Source organism: Paenirhizobium daejeonense, assembly GCF_014280875.1.
GTDB classification, from domain to species: Bacteria; Pseudomonadota; Alphaproteobacteria; order Rhizobiales; family Rhizobiaceae; genus Allorhizobium; species Allorhizobium daejeonense.
The window spans coordinates 1-25,547 of the sequence record NZ_JACLAL010000005.1; the positions used below are offsets into that span (position 1 = coordinate 1).

Sequence of the window (25,547 nt, forward strand, 5' to 3'; positions counted from 1 at the left end):
CACGTTGACTGCCCCGGCCACGCCGACTACGTCAAGAACATGATCACCGGTGCTGCGCAGATGGACGGCGCGATCCTGGTTTGCTCGGCCGCTGACGGCCCGATGCCGCAGACCCGCGAACACATCCTGCTGGCCCGCCAGGTTGGCGTTCCGGCGATCGTTGTGTTCCTGAACAAGGTCGACCAGGTTGACGACGCAGAACTTCTGGAACTCGTCGAGCTTGAAGTTCGCGAACTTCTGTCCTCGTACGACTTCCCGGGCGACGACATCCCGGTCGTCAAGGGCTCTGCTCTTGCCGCTCTGGAAGACTCCAACAAGGAAATCGGCGAAAACGCCATCCGCAAGCTGATGGAAGAAGTCGACGCATACATTCCGACCCCGGAACGTCCGATCGACCAGCCGTTCCTGATGCCGATCGAAGACGTGTTCTCGATCTCGGGCCGTGGTACGGTTGTGACCGGCCGCGTCGAGCGTGGTATCGTCAAGGTTGGTGAAGAAGTCGAAATCGTCGGCATCCGCCCGACCTCGAAGACGACTGTTACCGGCGTTGAAATGTTCCGCAAGCTGCTCGACCAGGGCCAGGCCGGCGACAACATCGGCGCACTGGTTCGCGGTGTTAACCGTGACGGCGTCGAGCGTGGCCAGATCCTGTGCAAGCCGGGCTCTGTCAAGCCGCACAAGAAGTTCATGGCTGAAGCCTACATCCTGACGAAGGAAGAAGGCGGCCGTCATACGCCGTTCTTCACGAACTACCGTCCGCAGTTCTACTTCCGCACGACGGACGTGACGGGTATCGTTTCTCTGCCGGAAGGCACGGAAATGGTTATGCCTGGCGACAACGTCACTGTTCAGGTTGAGCTGATCGTTCCGATCGCGATGGAAGAAAAGCTGCGCTTCGCTATCCGCGAAGGCGGCCGTACCGTCGGCGCCGGCATCGTCGCATCCATCATCGAGTGATTGATGAACGGAGGCGATGGCGTAAGCTGTCGACGGCTCTGGTAAAGTGGAGATGGCGCTCAGGCGCGATCTCAACGTCGGCGTAAGCGTCGTCGCCTTCATGACCAACAGGTTCTGCTCCCGTAAGGGATGGAAAGAAGCCCCGCCGTATTCGGCGGGGTTTTTTGTTGTTGTCGAAGGGGGAGGGTGAGGAGCCGGTGATATTTGCCGCAGACGCCCTGCGGTCGCGTCGCACGGCTGGCATGCGAATTTTGTCGTTTGTCAATTCAATTGTAACTATTATAGTTAGAAACGAACTGGTCGCCGTCTTAGTGCAGCGCGGCACCTTCCCCGCCGCTCAAACTAACGGAACGACGCGGATGATGATCTCGAAGGGTGCAGCATGCGCCGCCGCTATTGCCGAAATTGTCCTGGGCCTTCAAGCCGGGATGGCTCTTGCCGAGGACCGTCCGCTTGTCTGGAATGTCACCAAATCGGGCGGACGTGATTTCGCATTTCGTTCGGGCGTCGCGCTCGATAGCTCGGGGCGTCCGAGCTTCGGGGTGGAATCCAATATGACGGTGGCTAGCGCGGAGCTCTCCGGAACGAGCGTTGCACCGGTGCGCTTGTGGGGCGAGGTGAGCCTCGCCTCTGCCGAATCGAACACTTCCATTTTGCGAGGCGGGTTCGATGCACGAATAGGAAAGGGCAGCATCGGCCTGGATCAGACAAGGTCCTCCGTTCCAATGGGCTCGCTGGACCTGACCACGACCCGCAGCTTAAAGGCGGACGGTCTCGGGGAGGGGGTAACCAATCTCGTGGCGCTTCAATCAGTCACTCTTTCATTCGCCAACCTTGATGCGGCTGTCGTCGCGGCTGCGTCCGTTGAGACCGTTGGCAATAACGCGGTCTCGCTTGCATTGCGCAAATCGCTCGCTTCAGGAGCCAGCGTCTCGGCTTCCGTCAAGGGCGTCTCGGGTGGTGCGGAGGCAACATTTAGGGCCAGACTTGCCCGCAAATGGTGAGCTTCGCGGCGTGTTGGTAGGGGCTGATTGAAAAAGGCGAAAAAGATACTTGCCATTCTCGTCGGGGCACCTTAAAGAGCGCCAAGCTCGAAAGCGGCGGTTCAGAATCGAAGCTTATCGGGAACGGCTTAGGGGTATAGCTCAGTTGGTAGAGCGGCGGTCTCCAAAACCGCAGGTCGGGGGTTCGAGCCCCTCTGCCCCTGCCATGTCCGGTTCGGCGCTAGTATTTCAGCGACGATAGGCTATAAGTCTGCGGATGGGCATTGGCCGAAATGTCGCTGAAGGTCGGATTCCCTCTTGTTAAATCGGGAATCGATCTTTATGTAGGGTTTAAACAGACACGCGGTGCGTGGGGCTGATCAGTTCGGCTTTACGCGCCGTAAATGCGTGGGCATTAAATGGCATCCAAGGCAAATCCATTCGCGTTTCTGCAGCAGGTCCGCTCCGAGACGTCCAAGGTTACGTGGCCGTCGCGTCGCGAGACCATGATTTCGACCGCTATGGTTCTTGCCATGGTTGTCTTTGCCTCGCTGTTTTTCTTTGCTGCCGACCAGCTGATCGGTTGGCTGCTCAGACTCGTTCTGAGCCTCGGCAACTAATTAAGGGCGGACACGGACATGGCGGCACGTTGGTATATCGTCCACGCGTATTCGAATTTTGAGAAGAAGGTCGCGGAAGACATCGAGAACAAGGCTCGGCAGAAGGGTCTTGAGCATCTCTTTGAGAAGATCCTCGTTCCGACCGAGAAGGTTGTTGAGGTCCGTCGCGGTCGCAAGGTCGATAGCGAGCGCAAGTTCTTCCCCGGCTATGTGCTGGTGCGGGCGAACCTGACGGATGAGGCCTATCATCTGATCAAGAATACTCCGAAGGTTACGGGCTTCCTCGGTTCCGACAATAAGCCCGTTCCGATTCCGGATTATGAAGCTGACCGTATTCTTGGTCAGGTTCAGGAAGGTGTCGAACGGCCGAAGTCGTCCGTCTCCTTCGAGATCGGTGAGCAGGTCCGTGTTTCCGATGGTCCGTTCGCCTCGTTCAACGGCATTGTTCAGGATGTCGACGAGGAGCGGTCGCGCCTCAAGGTCGAGGTTTCGATCTTCGGTCGTGCGACCCCTGTCGAGCTGGAATACGGTCAGGTCGAAAAGGTCTGATCGGACAAGGGGAGGTAACTCCCTGACCCGCGTGGGAGGATGGTGGCCTAGTAAGCCGGGCTTTCCAGACGCACCACGCAACCGCAGCCGCCGGACTTGTTTCGGCATATTGAGCCGGGCAACCGGTTCGCAATGAAAGGCAGAGAGATATGGCTAAGAAAGTTGCAGGCCAGCTCAAGCTCCAGGTCAAGGCAGGATCGGCTAACCCGTCCCCGCCGATCGGCCCGGCACTTGGTCAGCGTGGCATTAACATCATGGAATTCTGCAAGGCGTTCAATGCCGCCACGCAGGAAATGGAAAAGGGTATGCCGATCCCGGTCGTCATCACCTATTACCAGGACAAGTCCTTCACCTTCGCAATGAAGCAGCCGCCGGTTACCTACTGGCTGAAGAAGGAAGCAAAGATCACCTCCGGTTCCAAGACTCCGGGCAAGGGTGCGAAGGTCGGTACCATCACCAAGGCTCAGGTCCGTGCGATCGCCGAAGGCAAGATGAAGGACCTGAACGCTGCTGACGTCGAAGGCGCAATGGCAATGGTTGAGGGTTCTGCCCGCTCCATGGGCCTGGAAGTGGTAGGTTGATCATGGCTAAGCTCGCAAAGCGCATTCAGAAGATCCGCGAAGGCGTCGATCCGACCAAGCTCGTTGCCCTGACCGACGCTATCGTCATGGTCAAGGAACGCGCTGTCGCCAAGTTCGATGAGACCATCGAAATCGCTATGAACCTCGGCGTTGACCCGCGTCACGCTGACCAGATGGTTCGCGGCGTTGTCAACCTGCCGAACGGCACGGGCCGCGACGTTCGCGTTGCTGTCTTCGCTCGTGGCGCCAAGGCTGATGAAGCCAAGGCTGCTGGTGCAGACATCGTCGGTGCTGAAGAACTGGTGGAAATCGTTCAGGGCGGCAAGATCGACTTCGATCGTTGCATCGCGACCCCGGACATGATGCCGCTCGTCGGTCGCCTTGGTAAGGTTCTCGGCCCGCGTGGCATGATGCCGAACCCTAAGGTTGGTACGGTAACCATGGATGTCGCCGGAGCTGTCAAGGCTTCCAAGGGCGGCGCTGTTGAGTTCCGCGTCGAAAAGGCCGGTATCATTCATGCCGGTATCGGCAAGGCTTCCTTCGACGCAAAGGCGCTCGAAGAAAACATCAAGGCCTTCGCTGACGCTGTCGTCAAGGCAAAGCCGGCTGGCGCCAAGGGTAACTACGTCAAGCGCGTAGCGATCTCCTCGACCATGGGGCCGGGCGTCAAGATCGACCCGTCGACGGTCACGGCCTGAATTTTTCCGGGATCCCGCGGATCCCGGTTTTAAAGAATTCCCGGTCCTTCGGGGCCGGGAGTATCCGGGGAAACCCGGATTTCCTGTCCGAGATTGCTGGCGGCTTCGGCCTTAATATATGCCGGCATGAGACGGGTAAGACCCGAGATTTCACTAAGGTGCCCGAGGCGCCGCTGAAGTGTCGGTTCGAGCCTAGTGTGCCTTGTGCCTGGAGCCCTTGAGGTAACAGTGCGAGGGGACAGGATCCTCAAGCGTCGCTCGGGATCTTTTTAAGAAGATCCCTTGAGGCAAAAGGCAAACCCGATGGGGCCTGCAGGATTGCGGTCCCGTCTACTGGAGACAGACAGTGGAAAGAGCGGAAAAACGCGAATTCGTCACAGAACTGAACGAAGTCTTCAAGGCTTCCGGTTCGGTTGTTGTGGCCCACTATGCTGGTGTCACAGTTGCGCAGATGAACGATTTTCGTTCGAAGATGCGCGCTGCTGGCGGCACCGTCAAAGTCGCGAAGAACCGCCTGGCCAAGATCGCTCTTCAGGGCACGGAGTCGGAAGGGATGTCGGACCTGTTCAAGGGTCAGACGCTCATTGCTTACAGCAATGACCCGATCACCGCTCCGAAGGTCGTCATGGATTTCGCCAAGACCAACGACAAGCTCGTTGTTCTCGGTGGCGCCATGGGTACGACCACGTTGAACGCGGATGCAGTCAAGTCGCTTGCGACCCTGCCTTCGCTGGACGAGCTGCGTGCAAAGCTGCTGGGTATGATTCAGACCCCGGCTACTCGCATTGCAGGCGTTGTCCAGGCTCCGGCCGGTCAGCTGGCTCGCGTTTTCGCAGCCTATGCCAAGAAGGACGAAGCCGCTTAAGGCGGTTTTTCGCTGTTCATAATCAAACCAGTTCGAACCGAACACAAAAGGAACTAGTAAAATGGCTGATCTCGCAAAGATCGTAGAAGACCTCTCTGCTCTGACCGTTCTGGAAGCTGCTGAGCTTTCCAAGCTGCTCGAAGAAAAGTGGGGCGTTTCTGCTGCAGCTCCGGTAGCTGTTGCTGCCGTTGCTGCCGGCGGCGGTGCTGCTGCTGCTGCTGAAGAAGAAAAGACCGAATTCGACGTTATCCTCGTCGACGCCGGCGCCAACAAGATCAACGTCATCAAGGAAGTTCGCGGCATCACCGGCCTCGGCCTCAAGGAAGCCAAGGACCTCGTCGAAGGCGCTCCGAAGCCGGTCAAGGAAGCCGTTTCCAAGGCTGAAGCCGCTGACCTCAAGAAGAAGCTTGAGGACGCCGGCGCTAAGGTCGACGTTAAGTAATATCGGAAATGGTTGTTGGGAGAGGGCGGTATCGCTCTCTCCCAACCGCTTGTTCCTCTGAAACTATTACCCAAGAGCCGGTAAAACGGCTCTTGGGTAATGGGTTCTTCAAGAGGATGGTCTCCACCAGGGCTTCCGGCAATCCGGCCGCAGGTTCTGGCAAGCGAGACGAGATTGAACGATCCATTGATTGACGGAGCCGACTGGCCAGCGGTGTCCGTCTGTTGCAGGCCCGGATGCAAAATTGACAAGGAGCGACGATGGCTCAGACCCTATCGTTTAACGGTCGCAGGCGCGTACGCAAGTTTTTTGGTAAAATCCCAGAAGTCGCGGAAATGCCGAACCTCATCGAGGTTCAGAAGGCCTCTTATGATCAGTTCCTCATGGTTGACGAGCCGCAAGGCGGCCGCCCCGACGAGGGACTTCAAGCTGTTTTCAAGTCCGTATTCCCGATCACCGACTTCTCCGGCGCTTCCATGCTGGAATTCGTATCCTACGAATTCGAGCCGCCGAAGTTCGACGTGGACGAATGCCGTCAGCGCGATCTGACCTACGCAGCGCCGCTCAAGGTGACGCTGCGCCTTATCGTGTTCGATATCGACGAGGATACCGGTGCCCGGTCGATCAAGGACATCAAGGAACAGTCGGTCTATATGGGCGACATGCCGCTGATGACCAACAACGGTACGTTCATCGTCAACGGTACCGAACGTGTTATCGTGTCCCAGATGCACCGCTCTCCGGGCGTGTTCTTCGACCACGACAAGGGCAAGAGCCATTCTTCGGGTAAGCTGCTGTTTGCTGCCCGCGTCATTCCGTATCGTGGTTCCTGGCTCGACATCGAGTTCGACGCCAAGGACATCGTTCACGCCCGTATCGACCGTCGCCGCAAGATTCCGGTGACGTCGCTACTGATGGCGCTCGGAATGGACGGCGAGGAAATCCTCTCGACCTTCTACACCAAGTCGTCCTACGCCCGTGACGGCAAGGGCTGGCGCATTCCCTTCCAGCCGGAAACGCTGAAGGGCGCCAAGACCATTTCCGACATGATCGACGCCGATACCGGTGAAGTCGTTGTCGAAGGTGGCAAGAAGCTTACTCCGCGTCTCCTTCGCCAGTTGACCGACAAGGGCCTCAAGGCCCTCAAGGCGTCCGACGAGGATCTCTATGGCAACTATCTCGCCGAGGACATGGTCAACATGTCGACCGGTGAGATCTACATGGAAGCCGGCGACGAGATCGACGAGAAGAGCCTCGCGCACCTTCTGGGTGCCGGTTTCGACGAGATCCCGGTTCTGGGCATCGACCACATCAATGTCGGCGCCTATATCCGCAACACGCTTGCCGCCGACAAGAACGAAAATCGTCAGGACGCCCTGTTCGATATCTACCGTGTCATGCGTCCGGGTGAGCCGCCGACCATGGATTCCGCTGAAGCCATGTTCAATTCGCTGTTCTTCGACGCCGAGCGCTACGACCTTTCGGCCGTCGGTCGCGTCAAGATGAACATGCGTCTTGACCTGCAGGTGGAAGATACCGTTCGCGTTCTGCGCAAGGACGACATCCTGGCTGTGGTCAAGATGCTGGTCGAACTGCGCGACGGCAAGGGCGAGATCGACGACATCGACAACCTCGGCAACCGCCGTGTTCGTTCTGTCGGCGAACTGATGGAAAACCAGTACCGCCTCGGCCTGCTCCGCATGGAGCGCGCGATCAAGGAACGCATGTCGTCGATCGAGATCGACACCGTCATGCCGCAGGACCTGATCAATGCCAAGCCGGCTGCTGCTGCCGTCCGCGAATTCTTCGGCTCCTCGCAGCTGTCGCAGTTCATGGACCAGGTGAACCCGCTTTCGGAAATCACCCACAAGCGTCGTCTTTCGGCTCTTGGCCCGGGTGGTCTGACCCGCGAGCGCGCAGGCTTCGAAGTCCGCGACGTTCATCCGACCCACTACGGCCGAATTTGCCCGATCGAAACGCCGGAAGGCCCGAACATCGGTCTTATCAACTCGCTGGCCACCTTCGCACGCGTCAACAAGTACGGCTTCATCGAAAGCCCGTACCGCAAGATCGTGGACGGCAAGGTAACGACTGACGTTGTCTACCTCTCGGCAATGGAAGAGGCGAAATACTACGTCGCGCAGGCCAATTCGGAGCTCACCTCCGACGGCCAGTTCGTCGAAGAGTTCGTCGTTTGCCGTCACGCCGGCGAAGTTATGCTTGCCCCGCGCGACAACATCAACCTGATGGACGTTTCGCCGAAGCAGCTTGTCTCCGTCGCAGCGGCTCTGATCCCGTTCCTCGAAAACGATGACGCCAACCGCGCTCTCATGGGCTCGAACATGCAGCGTCAGGCCGTTCCGCTCCTGCGTGCGGAAGCTCCGTTCGTCGGTACCGGCATGGAGCCGGTCGTTGCCCGTGACTCCGGCGCAGCTATCGCTGCCCGTCGTGGCGGTGTTGTCGACCAGGTCGATGCGACCCGTATCGTTATCCGCGCAACCGAAGACCTCGATCCGTCGAAGTCCGGCGTCGATATCTACCGCCTGATGAAGTTCCAGCGTTCGAACCAGAACACCTGCGTCAACCAGCGCCCGCTGGTTTCAGTCGGTGACGTTCTGAACAAGGGCGACATCATCGCTGACGGCCCGTCGACCGATCTGGGCGACCTGGCTCTCGGCCGCAACGCGCTCGTCGCGTTCATGCCGTGGAACGGTTACAACTACGAAGACTCGATCCTGATGTCCGAGCGTATCGTAGCCGACGACGTGTTCACCTCCATCCACATCGAGGAATTCGAAGTGATGGCGCGTGACACCAAGCTTGGTCCGGAAGAAATCACGCGCGACATTCCGAACGTTTCGGAAGAAGCGCTGAAGAACCTCGACGAAGCCGGTATCGTCTACATCGGTGCGGAAGTCGCTCCGGGCGACATTCTCGTCGGCAAGATCACGCCGAAGGGCGAAAGCCCGATGACGCCTGAAGAGAAGCTTCTGCGCGCCATCTTCGGTGAAAAGGCTTCTGACGTTCGCGATACCTCCATGCGTATGCCTCCGGGCACGTTCGGCACCATCGTCGAAGTTCGCGTCTTCAACCGCCATGGCGTTGAGAAGGACGAACGTGCGATGGCGATCGAGCGCGAGGAAATCGAACGCCTTGCCAAGGACCGCGACGACGAACAGGCGATCCTCGACCGTAACGTCTACGGCCGTCTGCTCGACATGCTGCGTGGTCAGGTTTCGGTTGCAGGTCCGAAGGGCTTCAAGAAGGGCGTCGAGCTCTCGAATGCGGTCGTTTCCGAATACCCGCGTTCGCAGTGGTGGATGTTCGCCGTCGAGGACGAGAAGGTCCAGGGCGAGATCGAAGCCCTGCGTGGCCAGTACGACGAATCCAAGTCGCGCCTTGAGCAGCGCTTCATGGACAAGGTCGAAAAGGTCCAGCGCGGCGACGAAATGCCTCCGGGCGTCATGAAGATGGTCAAGGTCTTCGTAGCTGTTAAGCGCAAGATCCAGCCGGGCGACAAGATGGCCGGCCGTCACGGCAACAAGGGTGTTGTCTCGCGTATCGTGCCCATCGAAGACATGCCGTTCCTTGAAGACGGTACGCATGTCGATATCTGCTTGAACCCGCTCGGCGTTCCTTCGCGAATGAACGTTGGCCAGATCCTCGAGACCCACCTTGCCTGGGCTTGCGCAGGCATGGGCAAGAAGATCGGCGAGCTGCTCGACGAGTATCGGAAGACGATGGACATTACCGACCTGAAGACGGAGTTGACGGAAGTCTACGCGTCGCAGGCCAAGGATGAAGTCTCCAACTTCGACGATGATTCGCTTGTCAAGCTGGCGGAACAGTCCCGCAGGGGTGTCTCCATCGCGACACCGGTCTTTGACGGTGCGCATGAGCCCGACGTTGCGTCCATGCTGACGCGCGCCGGCCTGCATTCGTCGGGTCAGTCGGTTCTGTACGATGGTCGTACCGGTGAGCCCTTCGATCGCAAGGTCACCGTCGGGTACATGTACATGATCAAGCTCAACCACTTGGTTGACGACAAGATCCACGCCCGTTCGATCGGTCCTTACTCGCTCGTTACCCAGCAGCCGCTGGGCGGCAAGGCGCAGTTCGGCGGTCAGCGCTTCGGGGAAATGGAAGTCTGGGCTCTGGAAGCTTACGGCGCCGCCTACACCTTGCAGGAAATGCTGACGGTGAAGTCGGACGACGTGGCCGGTCGTACCAAGGTCTACGAAGCGATCGTCCGCGGCGACGACACCTTCGAGGCCGGCATTCCGGAGAGCTTCAACGTTCTCGTCAAGGAAATGCGGTCGCTGGGTCTTAGCGTCGAGCTTGAAAACTCCAAGATCGATGCTGCAGCCGAGGCCAGCCTGCCCGACGCGGCGGAATGATGTTTTGACAAGGCGTGCGCTGTCGCGAGGCAGCGCACGTATCCCGCCCTTCGGAACGTTCGGAAGGGCAGGGAGTTTCGCCGCATTTTGCGGTTATTGTCATTCTAAGGCCTGATGCGGTGGCCCGGGAAATCGCCGCTTTCAGTGCCAAGCAAGGGCACATCGCCCGTTAAGGAGATAGGCATGAACCAAGAGGTCATGAACCTTTTCAACCCGCAGGTGCCGGCACAGCACTTCGATTCCATCCGGATCTCGATCGCGAGCCCGGAAAAGATCCTGTCCTGGTCCTATGGCGAGATCAAGAAGCCCGAGACCATCAACTACCGTACGTTCAAGCCGGAGCGTGACGGTCTCTTCTGCGCGCGCATCTTCGGACCGATCAAGGACTACGAGTGCCTGTGCGGCAAGTACAAGCGCATGAAGTACAAGGGCATCATCTGCGAAAAGTGCGGCGTCGAAGTCACTCTGTCGCGCGTTCGCCGCGAGCGCATGGGCCATATCGAGCTCGCAGCGCCGGTTGCCCACATCTGGTTCCTGAAGTCGCTTCCCTCGCGTATTTCGACGCTGCTCGACATGACGCTGAAGGATGTCGAACGCGTTCTCTATTTCGAGAACTACATCGTGACTGAGCCGGGCCTGACCTCGCTCAAGGAAAACCAGCTTCTCAGCGAAGAAGAATACATGATGGCCGTCGACGAGTTCGGCGAAGACCAGTTCACCGCCATGATCGGTGCTGAAGCCATCTACGAAATGCTCGCTTCGATGAACCTCGAGAAGATCGCTGGCGATCTGCGCTCCGAGCTTGCCGACACCACGTCGGATCTCAAGCAGAAGAAGCTGATGAAGCGCCTGAAGATCGTCGAGAACTTCATGGAATCCGGCAATCGCCCTGAATGGATGATCATGAAGGTCGTCCCGGTCATCCCGCCGGACCTGCGCCCGCTGGTTCCGCTCGATGGCGGCCGCTTCGCGACCTCTGACCTCAACGATCTCTATCGTCGCGTCATCAACCGTAACAACCGTCTGAAGCGCCTGATCGAACTTCGCGCTCCTGGCATCATCATCCGCAACGAAAAGCGCATGCTGCAGGAATCTGTAGACGCGTTGTTCGATAACGGCCGTCGTGGCCGCGTCATCACGGGTGCCAACAAGCGTCCGTTGAAGTCGCTGTCCGACATGCTCAAGGGCAAGCAGGGCCGCTTCCGTCAGAACCTTCTCGGCAAGCGCGTCGACTATTCCGGCCGTTCGGTTATCGTGACAGGCCCGGAACTCAAGCTGCACCAGTGCGGCCTGCCGAAGAAGATGGCGCTCGAACTGTTCAAGCCGTTCATCTACGCCCGCCTCGATGCCAAGGGTTACTCCTCGACCGTCAAGCAGGCCAAGAAGCTGGTTGAAAAGGAAAAACCGGAAGTCTGGGATATCCTTGACGAGGTTATCCGCGAGCATCCGGTTCTCCTGAACCGCGCACCGACGCTGCACCGCCTGGGCATCCAGGCCTTCGAACCGACTCTGGTCGAAGGCAAGGCCATCCAGCTGCATCCGCTCGTCTGCACTGCCTTCAACGCCGACTTCGACGGCGACCAGATGGCCGTTCACGTGCCGCTGTCGCTTGAAGCCCAGCTTGAAGCCCGCGTGCTGATGATGTCGACGAACAACATCCTGCATCCGGCAAACGGCGCCCCGATCATCGTTCCTTCGCAGGACATGGTTCTCGGCCTGTATTACCTGTCGATCCTGAACCAGAACGAGCCGGGCGAAGGCATGGCCTTCTCCGACATGGGCGAGCTGCAGCACGCTCTGGAAAACAAGGTCGTCACGCTTCATGCCAAGATCAAGGGCCGCTTCAAGACCGTGGACGCCGATGGCAACCCGGTTTCGAAGATCTTCGACACCACTCCGGGTCGTCTGATCATCGGCGAACTGCTGCCGAAGAACGTCAACGTGCCGTTCGACATCTGCAACCAGGAAATGACCAAGAAGAACATCTCCAAGATGATCGATACGGTCTACCGCCATTGCGGCCAGAAGGACACGGTCATTTTCTGCGACCGCATCATGCAGCTCGGCTTTGCCCATGCTTGCCGCGCCGGCATTTCGTTCGGCAAGGACGACATGGTCATTCCGGACAGCAAGGCCAAGATCGTCGGCGATACCGAAGCTCTGGTGAAGGAATACGAGCAGCAGTACAACGACGGCCTGATCACTCAGGGCGAGAAGTACAACAAGGTCGTTGACGCATGGGGCAAGGCCACCGAAAAGGTCGCCGAAGACATGATGGCCCGCATTAAGGCCGTCGAGTTCGACCCGGAAACCAACCGCCAGAAGCCGATGAACGCCATCTACATGATGTCGCACTCGGGTGCTCGTGGTTCTCCGAACCAGATGCGTCAGCTGGGCGGCATGCGCGGCCTCATGGCCAAGCCGTCGGGCGAAATCATCGAGACCCCGATCATCTCGAACTTCAAGGAAGGCCTGACCGTTAACGAGTACTTCAACTCGACCCACGGTGCCCGTAAGGGCCTTGCAGACACCGCTCTGAAGACCGCGAACTCGGGTTACCTGACCCGTCGTCTCGTCGACGTCGCGCAGGATTGCATCGTCAACCTCGTGGATTGCGGCACCGACAAGGGCCTCACCATGACGGCAATCGTCGATGCCGGTCAGGTGGTTGCCTCCATCGGCGCCCGCGTTCTGGGTCGTACCGCTCTGGATGACATCGATCATCCGGTCACGGGTGCCCGTATCGTTGATGCAGGCCGCATGATTCTCGAGGCCGATGTTATCGAGATCGAAAAGGCTGGTATTCAGTCCATCCGTATCCGTTCTGCACTGACGTGCGCGGTACAGACGGGCGTTTGCTCGGTTTGCTACGGTCGAGACCTCGCCCGCGGTACGCCGGTCAACATGGGCGAAGCCGTAGGTGTTATCGCTGCGCAGTCGATCGGTGAGCCGGGTACTCAGCTTACCATGCGTACCTTCCACCTTGGCGGCACCGCCAACGTGGTCGACCAGTCGTTCCTTGAAGCATCGTATGAAGGTACGATCGCGATCAAGAACCGTAACCTGCTGCGGAACTCGGAAGGCAATCTTATTGCCATGGGCCGCAACATGGCGATCACCATTCTGGATGAGCGCGGCGTTGAGCGTTCCTCCCAGCGTGTCGCCTACGGTTCGAAGGTCTTCGTGGACGACGGCGATAAGGTCCGCCGCGGTCAGCGTCTTGCTGAGTGGGATGCCTACACCCGTCCGATGATGACGGAAGTGGAAGGTATCGTGCACTTCGAGGACGTGGTCGACGGTCTCTCCGTTTTGGAAGCGACCGACGAGTCGACTGGTATCACCAAGCGTCAGGTTATCGACTGGCGTTCGACGCCGCGTGGCGCCGACCTCAAGCCGGCGATCGTCATCAAGGATGCTGCGGGCAATGTCCTGAAGCTTTCCCGCGGTGGCGAAGCCCGCTTCCAGCTGTCGGTTGACGCAATTCTGTCGGTCGAACCCGGCCAGAAGGTCTCCCAGGGTGACGTTCTTGCCCGTTCGCCGCTGGAAAGCGCCAAGACCAAGGACATCACCGGTGGTCTGCCGCGCGTTGCCGAACTGTTCGAAGCCCGTCGTCCGAAGGATCACGCCATCATCGCTGAGATCGATGGTACGATCCGCCTCGGCCGCGACTACAAGAACAAGCGTCGCGTCATCATCGAGCCGGCGGAAGACGGTGTCGAGCCGGTCGAATACCTGATCCCGAAGGGCAAGCCCTTCCATCTTCAGGATGGCGACTACATCGAAAAGGGCGACTACATCCTCGACGGTAACCCGGCTCCGCACGACATCCTGGCGATCAAGGGCGTGGAAGCACTCGCTTCCTACCTGGTCAACGAAATCCAGGAAGTCTACCGACTGCAGGGCGTTGTGATCAACGACAAGCACATCGAGGTGATCGTTCGCCAGATGCTGCAGAAGGTCGAGATCACTGATTCCGGCGACAGCCAGTACATCGTCGGCGACAACGTCGACCGGATCGAACTGGATGACGTCAACGAGCGTCTGATCGAGGAAGGCAAGAAGCCAGCTTACGGCGATCCGGTCCTTCTCGGTATCACCAAGGCCTCGCTGCAGACCCCGTCGTTCATTTCGGCCGCATCCTTCCAGGAAACCACCAAGGTTCTCACGGAAGCTGCGATCGCCGGAAAGACCGACACGCTGCAGGGCCTGAAGGAAAACGTCATCGTCGGCCGCCTCATCCCGGCTGGTACCGGCGGTACAATGACGCAGATCCGCCGCATTGCGACGAACCGCGACGAGCTCATCCTTGAGGAGCGCAAGAGGGGTACGGGTGCGGATGTCGCAACCCCGATGCTGCAGGATCTCGCTTCGGTCGAGAACGCTCCGGCTGCGGAATAAGGCAAATCGGGCGGTGCTCTTTTGTCGCACCGCACCTTTGACGATTGAAAGGCGCGCGGGGCTTCCGGGCGCCTTTTTTCGTTGCACCCCACAACCCAGCGCTTTAAGCATTGATCGAGCGCAAAGCTGCGATTTAGAATTATTCTAATATGAGTCCCGTTCAAAACGAACGGAGGCTATTATGAAAAGACTACTGATTTCGGTCGCAGCGTTGCTTCTGGCAACCACGGCGTTTTCCGCCGATCCCGTCCCCGCGGACCTCAGGGAAACTGCGCTCAGCACTTTCAAACCTTTGCCGTCCACCATCCCGGCGGTAGCCAACAATCCGATCACTCCCGACAAGATCGCGCTTGGCAAGGCACTGTTTTTCGATCCGCGCATGTCGGCGTCTGGCGTGTTCTCGTGTAATTCCTGCCACAACCTCGCAACTGGTGGCGACGACAACCTGGAGACCTCGATCGGTCATGGCTGGCAGAAAGGCCCGCGCAACGCCCCGACGGCGCTCAATGCGGTCTTCAATATTGCCCAGTTCTGGGATGGTCGCGCCGAAGATCTGAAGGCTCAGGCCAAGGGGCCGGTGCAGGCTGGCGTGGAGATGGCGAATACTCCGACCCAGGTCGTGGCGACGCTGAAGTCGATGCCGCAATATGTCGAATGGTTTAAGGCGGCCTTCCTGGGCGAGGAAGATCCGGTCACCTTCGACAATTTTGCCAAGGCGATTGAGGCATTCGAAGCAACTCTGATCACGCCCGCACCGTTCGATGCCTATCTGAACGGTGATGATGCCGCCATGACCATTGAGCAGAAGCAGGGTCTCGCGCTCTTCATAGACAAGGGGTGCTCATCCTGCCACTCGGGTATCAACGTCGGCGGTGAAGGATATTATCCTTTCGGCCTGATTGAGAAGCCCGGCGCTGACGTGCTGCCTGAAAATGACAAGGGTCGCTTTGCCGTCACCAACACGGCCGATGATTCCTACGTTTTCCGCGCCGCACCTCTGCGCAACGTTGCCCTGACTGCCCCTTATTTCCATTCCGGCAAGGTCTGGAACCTCAAGCAGGCAGTCGCCATCATGGGTACGGCCCAGCTGGGTGAGGAACTGAACGACGAAGAGGTCACCCTGATCGTTGCATTCCTCAACACCCTGACCGGCAAGATGCCGGAGGTCTCCTATCCCGTGCTGCCGGCTGAAACGGATAGCACACCCAGGCCAAGCGGCGAAGTAGTGAAGAACTGATCCGGCCTGAGTGTCGAAAAGAGAAGGGCCGCCGGAAATCCGACGGCCCTTCCGCATTCTGGGAAAGAACTCAATTGAAGCGGATGATCGCCACTTCGCCCTCAAGGGCGCCCTGGTAGGCGGAGGCATGAGGTTCCTCATCCGGGGGGGACGTGACCATGCCGATCTGGTCGAGGTCCGCTTCGAGAAAACCTTCTTCCGACAGCGCATTGAGAGCCGCACGCACGGCGGAATCGTCATCCGCCGCCGTAAGCATGATATGTAGGTCGATGCCTTCGCCGCCCTCGACCTCATAGGCCTTGGCGATAATGATGAATACCATCGGATCATCGAAATTGTTGTCGTTGTCTGGCGTGGAGATCATGGTGTCGGTCTTTTCCGGCCTGGTTGATTCCCCCGGTCGAATCGAGAGGAGGAAGGAGGGTGCGCGCCATTAGGCTTTGGCCATTATCTATGGCGTTTTGATCGAATGCTAAAGCCAATTTATTGCATGCGATCCGTTTTGGGTGCAGAACGGGGGTCGGAGCGGCCCGAAGGCCCTGCGTTCCGGCATTAATTTACGATTGAGACTTGACGGAACGGGGTGAAAACAGTAGTACGCCGGCCATCGGAGCCTATGTGAGGTTAGGCTTTTCGGAACGTCTTGTTCTGAAGTTCACCTCAAACAGGGTCCTTTTCGCACGTTGACGAACACAAATGCTGCACGCAAGACGCGCGAAGTGTGCGTCCTCTGCCTTTTGTGGTCCATCCGCGAAGAGCGGATCGGGCCACATTTTGCGCATGAAGGAAATTGTGCGATCACCGCCGGAAACGGCTAAATGGGGTCCGAGAGGGCTTTAGAGACAAGATATTGCAAGGGATGGTTATATGCCTACCGTAAACCAGCTTATCCGCAAGCCGCGTCAGGCACAGGTAAAGCGCAACAAGGTTCCTGCTCTGCAGGAAAATCCGCAGAAGCGTGGCGTTTGCACCCGCGTTTACACCACGACCCCGAAGAAGCCGAACTCGGCTCTGCGTAAGGTCGCCAAGATTCGCCTGACCAATGGCTTCGAAGTCATCGGCTACATTCCGGGTGAAGGTCATAACCTGCAGGAACACTCCGTCGTCATGATCCGTGGCGGTCGTGTAAAGGACTTGCCGGGTGTGCGTTACCACATCATCCGCGGCGTTCTCGATACCCAGGGTGTCAAGAACCGTAAGCAGCGTCGTTCGAAGTACGGTGCAAAGCGTCCGAAGTAATTCGGATTTCAGATTTTCCCGGCGCTGCGCGAGGTTCTCCGCGTGATAAAGCGTCCCAACTGTTGAGAGACAAACTAGTATGTCCCGTCGCCATAGTGCAGAAAAGCGCGAAATCAATCCGGATCCGAAGTTCGGCGATCTCGTAGTTACCAAGTTCATGAACGCCATCATGCTTCACGGCAAGAAGTCCGTGGCTGAAAGCATCGTTTACGGTGCGTTTGATTCCGTTCAGGGCAAGCTGAAGCAGGAGCCGCTTGGCGTCTTCCATCAGGCGCTCGATAACATCGCGCCGCATGTTGAAGTGCGTTCCCGCCGCGTTGGTGGTGCGACCTATCAGGTTCCGGTAGACGTTCGCCCCGAGCGTCGTCAGGCTCTTGCTATCCGTTGGCTCATCGCTGCTGCCCGCAAGCGCAACGAGACCACCATGATTGATCGCCTCTGCGGCGAACTCATGGATGCCGCCAACAACCGTGGCTCCGCCGTCAAGAAGCGTGAAGACACGCACAAGATGGCAGACGCGAACCGCGCCTTCTCGCATTACCGCTGGTAATCAACCGATCGAATATTGAAAGGCAGTCCGTATGGCTCGCGAATATAAAATCGAAGACTACCGCAATTTCGGCATCATGGCCCACATTGATGCCGGCAAGACCACGACCACCGAGCGTATTCTTTACTACACCGGTAAGTCTCACAAGATCGGCGAAGTGCACGACGGCGCTGCTACCATGGACTGGATGGAGCAGGAGCAGGAACGCGGCATCACCATCACGTCCGCTGCTACCACGACCTTCTGGAAGGGTCGCGACGGCAAGATGCGCCGCTTCAACATCATCGACACCCCCGGCCACGTTGACTTCACCATTGAAGTTGAGCGTTCGCTGCGCGTTCTCGATGGTGCGATCGCCCTTCTCGATGCCAACGCCGGCGTAGAGCCGCAGACGGAAACCGTCTGGCGTCAGGCTGAGAAGTACAACGTTCCGCGCATGATCTTCTGCAACAAGATGGACAAGACCGGTGCGGACTTCTACCGCTCGGTCGAGATGATCAAGACCCGTCTTGGCGCAACCGCTGTCGTCATGCAGCTCCCGATCGGTGCGGAAACCGAATTCAAGGGCGTTGTCGACCTCATCGAGATGAACGCGCTCGTATGGCGCGATGAGTCGCTGGGCGCTGCCTGGGACGTCGTCGAGATCCCGGAAGACCTGAAGGCCAAGGCTGAAGAATATCGCGAAAAGCTGATCGAGACGGTTGTCGAGATCGACGAAGAAGCGATGGAAGCTTATCTGAATGGCGAGATGCCGGACAACGAAAAGATCCGTCAGTTGGTTCGTCGCGGCACCATCGACGTGAAGTTCCACCCGATGTTCTGCGGTACCGCGTTCAAGAACAAGGGCGTTCAGCCGCTTCTCGACGCAGTTGTCGACTACCTGCCGTCGCCGCTCGACATTCCGGCGATCAAGGGCATTGACTTCAAGACCGAAGCCGAAATCGAGCGTCATGCCGACGATAGCGAGCCTCTCTCGATGCTCGCGTTCAAGATCATGAACGACCCCTTCGTTGGTTCGCTGACCTTTGCGCGCATCTACTCCGGCAAGCTCGAAAAGGGTTCGTCGGTCCTGAACACGGTAAAGGACAAGCGCGAGCGCGTCGGCCGTATGCTTCAGATGCACTCCAACAGCCGTGAAGACATCGAAGAAGCCTTTGCAGGCGATATCGTTGCTCTCGCCGGCCTGAAGGAAACCACGACGGGTGACACGCTCTGCGATCCGCTGAAGCCGGTTATCCTCGAGCGCATGGAATTCCCCGAGCCGGTCATCCAGATCGCGATCGAGCCGAAGTCCAAGGGCGACCAGGAAAAGATGGGCCTCGCGCTCAACCGTCTGGCTGCCGAAGACCCGTCCTTCCGCGTGAAGACTGACCAGGAATCGGGTCAGACCATCATCGCAGGCATGGGTGAACTTCATCTCGACATCATCGTCGACCGCATGCGTCGCGAGTTCAAGGTTGAAGCCAACGTCGGTGCTCCGCAGGTTGCCTACCGCGAAACCATCACGCGTCAGCACGAAGAAGACTACACGCACAAGAAGCAGTCCGGTGGTACCGGCCAGTTCGCGCGCGTCAAGATCGTCTTCGAACCGAACCCGGATGGCGAAGATTTCGTCTTCGAATCCAAGATCGTTGGCGGTGCTGTTCCGAAGGAATACATCCCGGGCGTTCAGAAGGGTATCGAAAGCGTTCTGTCTTCCGGTCCGCTCGCTGGCTTCCCGATGCTTGGCGTAAAGGCCACCCTCATCGACGGTGCCTTCCATGACGTCGACTCCTCGGTTCTCGCCTTCGAAATCGCATCGCGTGCCTGCTTCCGTGAAGCAGCCAAGAAGGCCGGCGCTCAGCTGCTTGAGCCGATGATGAAGGTCGAAGTTGTAACCCCGGAAGACTACGTCGGTGACGTTATCGGTGACCTGAACTCCCGCCGTGGTCAGATCCAGGGTCAGGAACAGCGCGGCATCGCGATCGTCATCAACGCTCACGTACCGCTGGCGAACATGTTCAAGTACGTCGACAACCTGCGCTCCATGTCGCAGGGCCGCGCGCAGTATTCGATGACCTTCGATCACTATGCTCCGGTTCCGTCGAACGTCGCGACCGAAATCCAGGCAAAGTATTCCGGTCAGAAGTAATCGGAATACTCACCTGAAATACGCCTCGGCCTCGGGCCGGGGCGATCACACGAATTGGAGCCCTCTGGGCTCAAGAAGAATGGAGAGCCCGAAATGGCAAAGAGTAAGTTTGAGCGCACGAAGCCGCACGTTAACATCGGCACGATTGGCCACGTCGACCATGGCAAGACGTCTCTGACGGCAGCGATCACGAAGTTTTTCGGCGAATTCAAGGCCTATGACCAGATCGACGCAGCGCCGGAAGAGAAGGCCCGCGGCATCACCATCTCGACGGCGCACGTTGAGTACGAGACGGCCAACCGCCACTATGCACACGTTGACTGCCCCGGCCACGCCGACTACGTCAAGAACATGATCACCGGTGCTGCGCAGATGGACGGCGCGATCCTGGTTTGCTCGGCCGCTGACGGCCCGATGCCGCAGACCCGCGAACACATCCTGCTGGCCCGCCAGGTTGGCGTTCCGGCGATCGTTGTGTTCCTGAACAAGGTCGACCAGGTTGACGACGCAGAACTTCTGGAACTCGTCGAGCTTGAAGTTCGCGAACTTCTGTCCTCGTACGACTTCCCGGGCGACGACATCCCGGTCGTCAAGGGCTCTGCTCTTGCCGCTCTGGAAGACTCCAACAAGGAAATCGGCGAAAACGCCATCCGCAAGCTGATGGAAGAAGTCGACGCATACATTCCGACCCCGGAACGTCCGATCGACCAGCCGTTCCTGATGCCGATCGAAGACGTGTTCTCGATCTCGGGCCGTGGTACGGTTGTGACCGGCCGCGTCGAGCGTGGTATCGTCAAGGTTGGTGAAGAAGTCGAAATCGTCGGCATCCGCCCGACCTCGAAGACGACTGTTACCGGCGTTGAAATGTTCCGCAAGCTGCTCGACCAGGGCCAGGCCGGCGACAACATCGGCGCACTGGTTCGCGGTGTTAACCGTGACGGCGTCGAGCGTGGCCAGATCCTGTGCAAGCCGGGCTCTGTCAAGCCGCACAAGAAGTTCATGGCTGAAGCCTACATCCTGACGAAGGAAGAAGGCGGCCGTCATACGCCGTTCTTCACGAACTACCGTCCGCAGTTCTACTTCCGCACGACGGACGTGACGGGTATCGTTTCTCTGCCGGAAGGCACGGAAATGGTTATGCCTGGCGACAACGTCACTGTTCAGGTTGAGCTGATCGTTCCGATCGCGATGGAAGAAAAGCTGCGCTTCGCTATCCGCGAAGGCGGCCGTACCGTCGGCGCCGGCATCGTCGCATCCATCATCGAGTGATTGATGAACGGAGCGGCGAGAGATCGCCGCTTCGTTTATCAATAATCGGTTGACGAATCTCCACCGGCATTGTATGTGCCGGCCACGAAGAAAACGGACGGTGATTTCGTCGTCCGTTTATCGCTGCGTTGAGTCGATCTCTTGAAGATCGAGACCTGGCAGGTTTCTGAGAATAGCAAGTGACAGGGGCGCCCTCCGGTGTCCCTGTGATTTTTGATAATCCGGGGCCGACCAGTAATTGGTAATTCACTGTCTCTGCGTATGCGGGACGCAAGAAAACGAACAAGGACAAGTCGAATGAACGGCCAGAATATCCGCATCCGCCTCAAGGCGTTTGATCACCGGGTTCTCGATGCCTCTACGCGGGAGATTGTTTCGACCGCAAAGCGCACCGGTGCAAGCGTTCGCGGCCCGGTACCGCTTCCGACTCGCATTGAAAAATTTACTGTTAACCGTTCGCCTCACGTCGACAAGAAGAGCCGCGAACAGTTTGAGATGCGCACGCATAAGCGTCTTCTCGATATCGTTGATCCGACCCCGCAGACCGTTGATGCTCTGATGAAGCTCGACCTTGCTGCAGGCGTTGACGTCGAGATCAAGCTCTAAGAAGTAATTCCGGCGAGAGCCGAAATAACAAGGAAGGTACGTGGCAAGACCTGCCAACGACTTCTCGAAACGGGAAACCTCAAGGTTCGGAAGGGCCGGAACGGAATCCTTAAACAAAGAGGCAAGGGAAGGGGCTTTCGGGCTCTGACTCGACTCTCAAGAGGAATGAACCAATGCGTTCAGGTGTGATTGCACAGAAAGTGGGAATGACCCGCGTCTACAACGACGCCGGCGAGCATGTCCCGGTAACAGTTCTGCGTTTGGATAACGTGCAGGTCGTTGCTCAGCGCACTGTCGAGAAGAACGGCTACACCGCCGTGCAGCTCGGCGCTGGTCAGGCGAAGGTTAAGAATACTTCGAAGGCCATGCGTGGTAACTTCGCTGCTGCCAGCGTTGAACCGAAGGCGAAGCTTGTCGAGTTTCGCGTTTCGGAAGAAAATTTGATCGATGTCGGCTCCCAGCTCACCGCAGGTCATTTTTCGGCCGGCCAGCTGGTTGATGTTACCGGCACGACCATCGGTAAGGGTTTTGCTGGTGCCATGAAGCGCCACAACTTCGGTGGTCTGCGTGCAACCCACGGCGTTTCGGTTTCGCACCGTTCGCATGGTTCGACCGGTAACAACCAGGATCCGGGTAAGGTCTGGAAGGGCAAGCGCATGGCTGGTCACATGGGCCAGACTCGCGTCACTACCCAGAATCTTGAAGTCGTTTCGACCGATGAAGATCGTGGTCTGATCCTTGTGAAGGGCGCTGTTCCCGGTTCGAAGGGTTCCTGGATCATCGTGCGCGACGCCGTAAAGTCGGCGAAGTAAGGAGCCAAACCAATGGAATTGAACGTCAAGACCCTCGAGGGCAAGGACGCCGGCAAGGTTTCTCTGTCGGATGCGATTTTCGGCCTTGAGCCGCGCGAAGATATCATTGCCCGTGTGATCCGTTGGCAGCTGGCAAACAAGCGCCAGGGCACCCATAAGATCAAGACCCGTGGCGAAGTCTCCCGCACCGGCTCCAAGATGTACAAGCAGAAGGGTACGGGCCGCGCTCGTCACCATTCGGCTCGCGCTCCGCAGTTCCGCGGCGGTGGTAAGGCACATGGCCCGGTTGTTCGCAGCCACGCCCATGACCTGCCGAAGAAGGTCCGTGCTCTCGCTCTGCGTCACGCTCTGTCCGCCAAGCTGAAGTCTGAAGACCTCATCATCGTCGACCAGCTCGTCGCTGCTGAGGCAAAGACCAAGGCTCTGATCGGCAGCTTCGCTTCGCTCGGCCTCACCAATGCACTCGTAATCGGCGGCGCCGAGATCGATGGCAATTTCAAGCTCGCTGCCGCAAACATCCCGAACGTCGATGTTCTGCCGGTTCAGGGCATCAACGTTTATGACATCCTGCGTCGCGGCAAGCTGGTGCTTTCCAAGGCTGCGGTTGAAGCTCTGGAGGAGCGGTTCAAATGACTGATCTTCGCCACTACGACGTGATCGTATCTCCGTCGATCACCGAAAAGTCGACCATGGTATCCGAACAGAACCAGGTCGTCTTCAACGTCGCCAAGGGTGCAAGCAAGCCGGAAATCAAGGCTGCTGTCGAAGCTCTCTTCGGTGTCAAGGTCACTGCCGTGAACACGCTTCTGCGCAAGGGCAAGGTCAAGCGTTTCCGCGGCTTCGCCGGCAAGCAGAAGGACGTCAAGAAGGCGATCGTAACGCTCGCCGAAGGTCAGTCCATCGACGTGTCGACGGGCGTCTGAGGTAGGGAACAAGAAAAATGGCATTGAAAAGCTACAATCCGACGACCCCGAGCCAGCGTCAGCTGGTCATCGTCGACCGTTCGGGCCTTTACAAGGGCAAGCCGGTCAAGGCGCTGACGGAAGGTCTCTCCAAGAGCGGCGGCCGTAACAACCTCGGTCGCATCACCGCTCGTTTCATCGGCGGCGGTCACAAGCGCACCTACCGTCTCGTTGACTTCAAGCGTCGTAAGTTTGACGTTGAAGGCACGGTAGAGCGTCTGGAATACGACCCGAACCGCACCGCGTTCATCGCTCTCGTCACCTACGCAGACGGCGAGCAGGCCTACATCCTGGCTCCGCAGCGCCTGGCTGCCGGCGACAAGGTCATCGCCTCCGACAAGGCCGTCGATGTCAAGCCCGGCAACACCATGCCGCTGCAGTACATCCCGGTCGGCTCGATCGTGCATAACGTCGAGATGAAGCCGGGCAAGGGCGGTCAGATCGCTCGTTCTGCTGGCACCTACGTACAGCTCGTCGGCCGCGATGCCGGCATGGCAATCCTTCGTCTGAACTCTGGCGAGCAGCGTCTCGTCCCGGGTTCGTGCCTCGCCACCGTTGGCGCCGTTTCCAACCCGGATCACGGCAACATCAACGACGGTAAGGCTGGTCGTACCGTATGGCGCGGCAAGCGTCCGCATAACCGCGGCGTTGTCATGAACCCGGTCGACCACCCGCACGGTGGTGGTGAAGGTCGCACCTCCGGTGGTCGTCACCCGGTTTCGCCGTGGGGCAAGCCGACCAAGGGCAAGCGCACCCGTTCGAACAAGTCGACAGACAAGTTCATCATGCGCTCGCGCCACCTGAAGAAGAAGTAAGAGAGGTTAGTCAGAAATGGCTCGTTCAGTATGGAAAGGCCCGTTCGTCGATGGCTATCTTCTCAAGAAGGCTGAGAAGGTTCGCGAAGGCGGCCGTAGCGAAGTGATCAAGATGTGGAGCCGTCGCTCCACCATCCTGCCGCAGTTCGTCGGTCTCACCTTCGGTGTCTACAACGGCAGCAAGCATGTACCGGTCAGCGTCAACGAAGACATGGTCGGACACAAGTTCGGTGAATTCGCTCCCACCCGGACCTACTATGGTCACGGTGCGGACAAGAAGGCGAAGAGGAAGTAATCATGGGCAAGGCAAAAGCCGAACGCCGGCTGAAGGACAACGAGGCGCAGGCAGTTGCGCGCACGCTCCGCGTCAGCCCCCAGAAGCTCAACCTGGTTGCCGCGCTGATCCGCGGCAAGAAGGTTGACCGCGCTCTGGCCGACCTCGAGTTTTCGCGCAAGCGGATCGCCGGCAGCGTCAAGAAGACGCTCGAGTCTGCAATCGCAAACGCCGAAAACAACCACGACCTCGACGTTGACCAGCTCATCGTCGCGGAAGCCTACGTCGGCAAGTCGATCGTCATGAAGCGTTTCCACGCTCGTGGCCGCGGCCGCGCATCGCGCATCGAAAAGCCGTTCGCACACCTCACTATCGTCGTGCGCGAAGTCGAAGCCAAAGTGGAGGCCGCATAATGGGTCAGAAAATCAATCCGATCGGTTTCCGTCTGGGCATCAATCGCACGTGGGATAGCCGTTGGTTCGCCGACAACGCTGAATATGGCAAGCTGCTCCACGAGGATCTGAAGATCCGCGCTTACCTGATGGAAGAACTGAAGCAGGCCGGTATCGCCAAGGTGGTCATCGAGCGTCCGCACAAGAAGTGCCGCGTCACGATCCACTCGGCTCGTCCGGGTCTGATCATCGGCAAGAAGGGCGCAGACATCGAAAAGCTCCGCAAGAAGCTTTCCGAAATGACCAGCTCCGAAACGCACCTCAACATCGTTGAGGTTCGTAAGCCGGAAGTCGACGCAACCCTCGTTGCTCAGTCGATTGCCCAGCAGCTCGAGCGTCGTATTGCTTTCCGCCGTGCGATGAAGCGTGCCGTTCAGTCGGCCATGCGTCTTGGCGCCGAAGGCATCAAGATCACCTGCGCAGGCCGTCTCGGCGGCGCGGAAATCGCCCGTACCGAATGGTACCGCGAAGGTCGCGTTCCGCTGCACACGCTGCGTGCGGACATCGACTATGGTACGGCTGAAGCCGAAACCGCTTACGGTATCTGCGGCGTGAAGGTCTGGATCTTCAAGGGCGAAATCCTTGAGCACGATCCGATGGCTTCCGAGCGTCGCGCTCTTGAGGGCGATGCGCAGGGTCCGGCAAGCCGCGAACGTGGCGAACGCCGCCGCGAGAACGCTTGATTGTCGCTGGCGAAAGATAAGTTCGGA

The 25,547-nt window shown here is 58.5% G+C and carries 24 protein-coding genes and 1 tRNA gene; 24 read left to right on the forward strand and 1 reads right to left on the reverse strand.

The genetic code is table 11. The annotated features are described in order from the left end of the window. The 12 genes from tuf (H4I99_RS12415) to H4I99_RS12470 all read left to right on the forward strand — a co-directional run. Positions 1-957, forward strand: a 957-nt coding sequence (tuf, locus tag H4I99_RS12415) for an elongation factor Tu (RefSeq protein ID WP_186663313.1), incomplete at its 5' end; no start/stop codon positions are given. A 197-nt stretch (positions 958-1,154) separates the two neighbouring features. Next, the gene (locus H4I99_RS12420; RefSeq protein WP_163904963.1) at positions 1,155-1,961 is read left to right on the forward strand and encodes a hypothetical protein; all 807 of its coding nucleotides are present in this window, start codon (positions 1,155-1,157) and stop codon (positions 1,959-1,961) included. A 130-nt stretch (positions 1,962-2,091) separates the two neighbouring features. Next, positions 2,092-2,167: transfer RNA gene (locus H4I99_RS12425), tRNA-Trp, on the forward strand. Between the two features lie 192 nt (positions 2,168-2,359). After that, positions 2,360-2,560: a preprotein translocase subunit SecE gene (gene secE / locus H4I99_RS12430; RefSeq protein ID WP_112831869.1), complete on the forward strand. Its 201-nt coding sequence runs from the start codon at positions 2,360-2,362 to the stop codon at positions 2,558-2,560. Between the two features lie 18 nt (positions 2,561-2,578). Next, positions 2,579-3,109: a transcription termination/antitermination protein NusG gene (nusG, locus tag H4I99_RS12435; protein WP_099057544.1), complete on the forward strand. Its 531-nt coding sequence runs from the start codon at positions 2,579-2,581 to the stop codon at positions 3,107-3,109. 149 nt (positions 3,110-3,258) lie between these two features. Further along, positions 3,259-3,690 carry a 50S ribosomal protein L11 gene (gene rplK / locus H4I99_RS12440; protein WP_099057545.1) on the forward strand — a complete coding sequence of 144 codons (432 nt, stop codon included), beginning with the start codon at positions 3,259-3,261 and terminating at the stop codon, positions 3,688-3,690. Between the two features lie 2 nt (positions 3,691-3,692). Next, positions 3,693-4,388, forward strand: a complete 696-nt coding sequence (gene rplA / locus H4I99_RS12445; RefSeq protein WP_163904965.1) for a 50S ribosomal protein L1 — start codon at positions 3,693-3,695, stop codon at positions 4,386-4,388. A 346-nt stretch (positions 4,389-4,734) separates the two neighbouring features. Continuing rightward, positions 4,735-5,253, forward strand: a complete 519-nt coding sequence (gene rplJ / locus H4I99_RS12450; RefSeq protein ID WP_099057547.1) for a 50S ribosomal protein L10 — start codon at positions 4,735-4,737, stop codon at positions 5,251-5,253. 61 nt (positions 5,254-5,314) lie between these two features. Beyond that, positions 5,315-5,695, forward strand: coding sequence for a 50S ribosomal protein L7/L12 (rplL, locus tag H4I99_RS12455; RefSeq protein ID WP_163904966.1), 381 nt, complete (start codon positions 5,315-5,317; stop codon positions 5,693-5,695). A gap of 260 nt (positions 5,696-5,955) precedes the next feature. Continuing rightward, positions 5,956-10,092 (forward strand): DNA-directed RNA polymerase subunit beta, encoded by a 4,137-nt coding sequence (gene rpoB, locus H4I99_RS12460; protein ID WP_163904968.1) that lies wholly within the window; start codon positions 5,956-5,958, stop codon positions 10,090-10,092. Between the two features lie 183 nt (positions 10,093-10,275). Next, on the forward strand, positions 10,276-14,490 hold the full coding sequence (gene rpoC / locus H4I99_RS12465; protein WP_163904970.1) for a DNA-directed RNA polymerase subunit beta': 4,215 nt from the start codon (positions 10,276-10,278) through the stop codon (positions 14,488-14,490). Between the two features lie 181 nt (positions 14,491-14,671). Beyond that, complete coding sequence (locus H4I99_RS12470) at positions 14,672-15,727, forward strand: cytochrome-c peroxidase (protein ID WP_163904972.1); 1,056 nt, start codon at positions 14,672-14,674, stop codon at positions 15,725-15,727. A 70-nt stretch (positions 15,728-15,797) separates the two neighbouring features. Here the strand turns inward: H4I99_RS12470 and H4I99_RS12475 are convergent, their stop codons facing one another. After that, positions 15,798-16,091, reverse strand: coding sequence for a transcriptional regulator (locus tag H4I99_RS12475; protein WP_163904974.1), 294 nt, complete (start codon positions 16,089-16,091; stop codon positions 15,798-15,800). 503 nt (positions 16,092-16,594) lie between these two features. On the opposite strand from H4I99_RS12475, the gene rpsL reads away from it, so the two are divergent. The 12 genes from rpsL (at position 16,595) to rpsC (ending at position 25,520) form a co-directional block, all read left to right on the forward strand. Beyond that, positions 16,595-16,966 (forward strand): 30S ribosomal protein S12, encoded by a 372-nt coding sequence (rpsL, locus tag H4I99_RS12480; protein ID WP_003507760.1) that lies wholly within the window; start codon positions 16,595-16,597, stop codon positions 16,964-16,966. Between the two features lie 79 nt (positions 16,967-17,045). Continuing rightward, positions 17,046-17,516: a 30S ribosomal protein S7 gene (gene rpsG, locus H4I99_RS12485; RefSeq protein ID WP_099057553.1), complete on the forward strand. Its 471-nt coding sequence runs from the start codon at positions 17,046-17,048 to the stop codon at positions 17,514-17,516. 31 nt (positions 17,517-17,547) lie between these two features. Continuing rightward, complete coding sequence (gene fusA, locus H4I99_RS12490) at positions 17,548-19,647, forward strand: elongation factor G (RefSeq protein ID WP_163904976.1); 2,100 nt, start codon at positions 17,548-17,550, stop codon at positions 19,645-19,647. A 93-nt stretch (positions 19,648-19,740) separates the two neighbouring features. Further along, entirely contained in the window at positions 19,741-20,916 is a 1,176-nt protein-coding gene (tuf, locus tag H4I99_RS12495; RefSeq protein ID WP_163904961.1) for an elongation factor Tu, read from the forward strand. A gap of 297 nt (positions 20,917-21,213) precedes the next feature. Then, positions 21,214-21,522: a 30S ribosomal protein S10 gene (gene rpsJ / locus H4I99_RS12500; RefSeq protein WP_006728688.1), complete on the forward strand. Its 309-nt coding sequence runs from the start codon at positions 21,214-21,216 to the stop codon at positions 21,520-21,522. Positions 21,523-21,695: 173 nt separating this feature from the next. Then, entirely contained in the window at positions 21,696-22,334 is a 639-nt protein-coding gene (rplC, locus tag H4I99_RS12505) for a 50S ribosomal protein L3 (protein ID WP_163904978.1), read from the forward strand. Positions 22,335-22,346: 12 nt separating this feature from the next. Continuing rightward, positions 22,347-22,967, forward strand: a complete 621-nt coding sequence (rplD, locus tag H4I99_RS12510; protein ID WP_099057556.1) for a 50S ribosomal protein L4 — start codon at positions 22,347-22,349, stop codon at positions 22,965-22,967. Then, positions 22,964-23,257, forward strand: a complete 294-nt coding sequence (locus tag H4I99_RS12515) for a 50S ribosomal protein L23 (protein ID WP_163904980.1) — start codon at positions 22,964-22,966, stop codon at positions 23,255-23,257. The genes rplD and H4I99_RS12515 overlap by 4 nt, the downstream gene beginning before the upstream one ends. Positions 23,258-23,274: 17 nt before the next feature. Then, positions 23,275-24,111 carry a 50S ribosomal protein L2 gene (rplB, locus tag H4I99_RS12520; protein WP_163904982.1) on the forward strand — a complete coding sequence of 279 codons (837 nt, stop codon included), beginning with the start codon at positions 23,275-23,277 and terminating at the stop codon, positions 24,109-24,111. Positions 24,112-24,127: 16 nt separating this feature from the next. Beyond that, positions 24,128-24,406 (forward strand): 30S ribosomal protein S19, encoded by a 279-nt coding sequence (rpsS, locus tag H4I99_RS12525; RefSeq protein WP_062282885.1) that lies wholly within the window; start codon positions 24,128-24,130, stop codon positions 24,404-24,406. Positions 24,407-24,408: 2 nt separating this feature from the next. Further along, positions 24,409-24,798, forward strand: a complete 390-nt coding sequence (gene rplV / locus H4I99_RS12530; RefSeq protein WP_099057560.1) for a 50S ribosomal protein L22 — start codon at positions 24,409-24,411, stop codon at positions 24,796-24,798. After that, the gene (rpsC, locus tag H4I99_RS12535; protein WP_099057561.1) at positions 24,798-25,520 is read left to right on the forward strand and encodes a 30S ribosomal protein S3; all 723 of its coding nucleotides are present in this window, start codon (positions 24,798-24,800) and stop codon (positions 25,518-25,520) included. Before rplV ends, rpsC begins: the two co-directional genes overlap by 1 nt. The last annotated feature ends 27 nt before the right edge of the window (positions 25,521-25,547 follow it).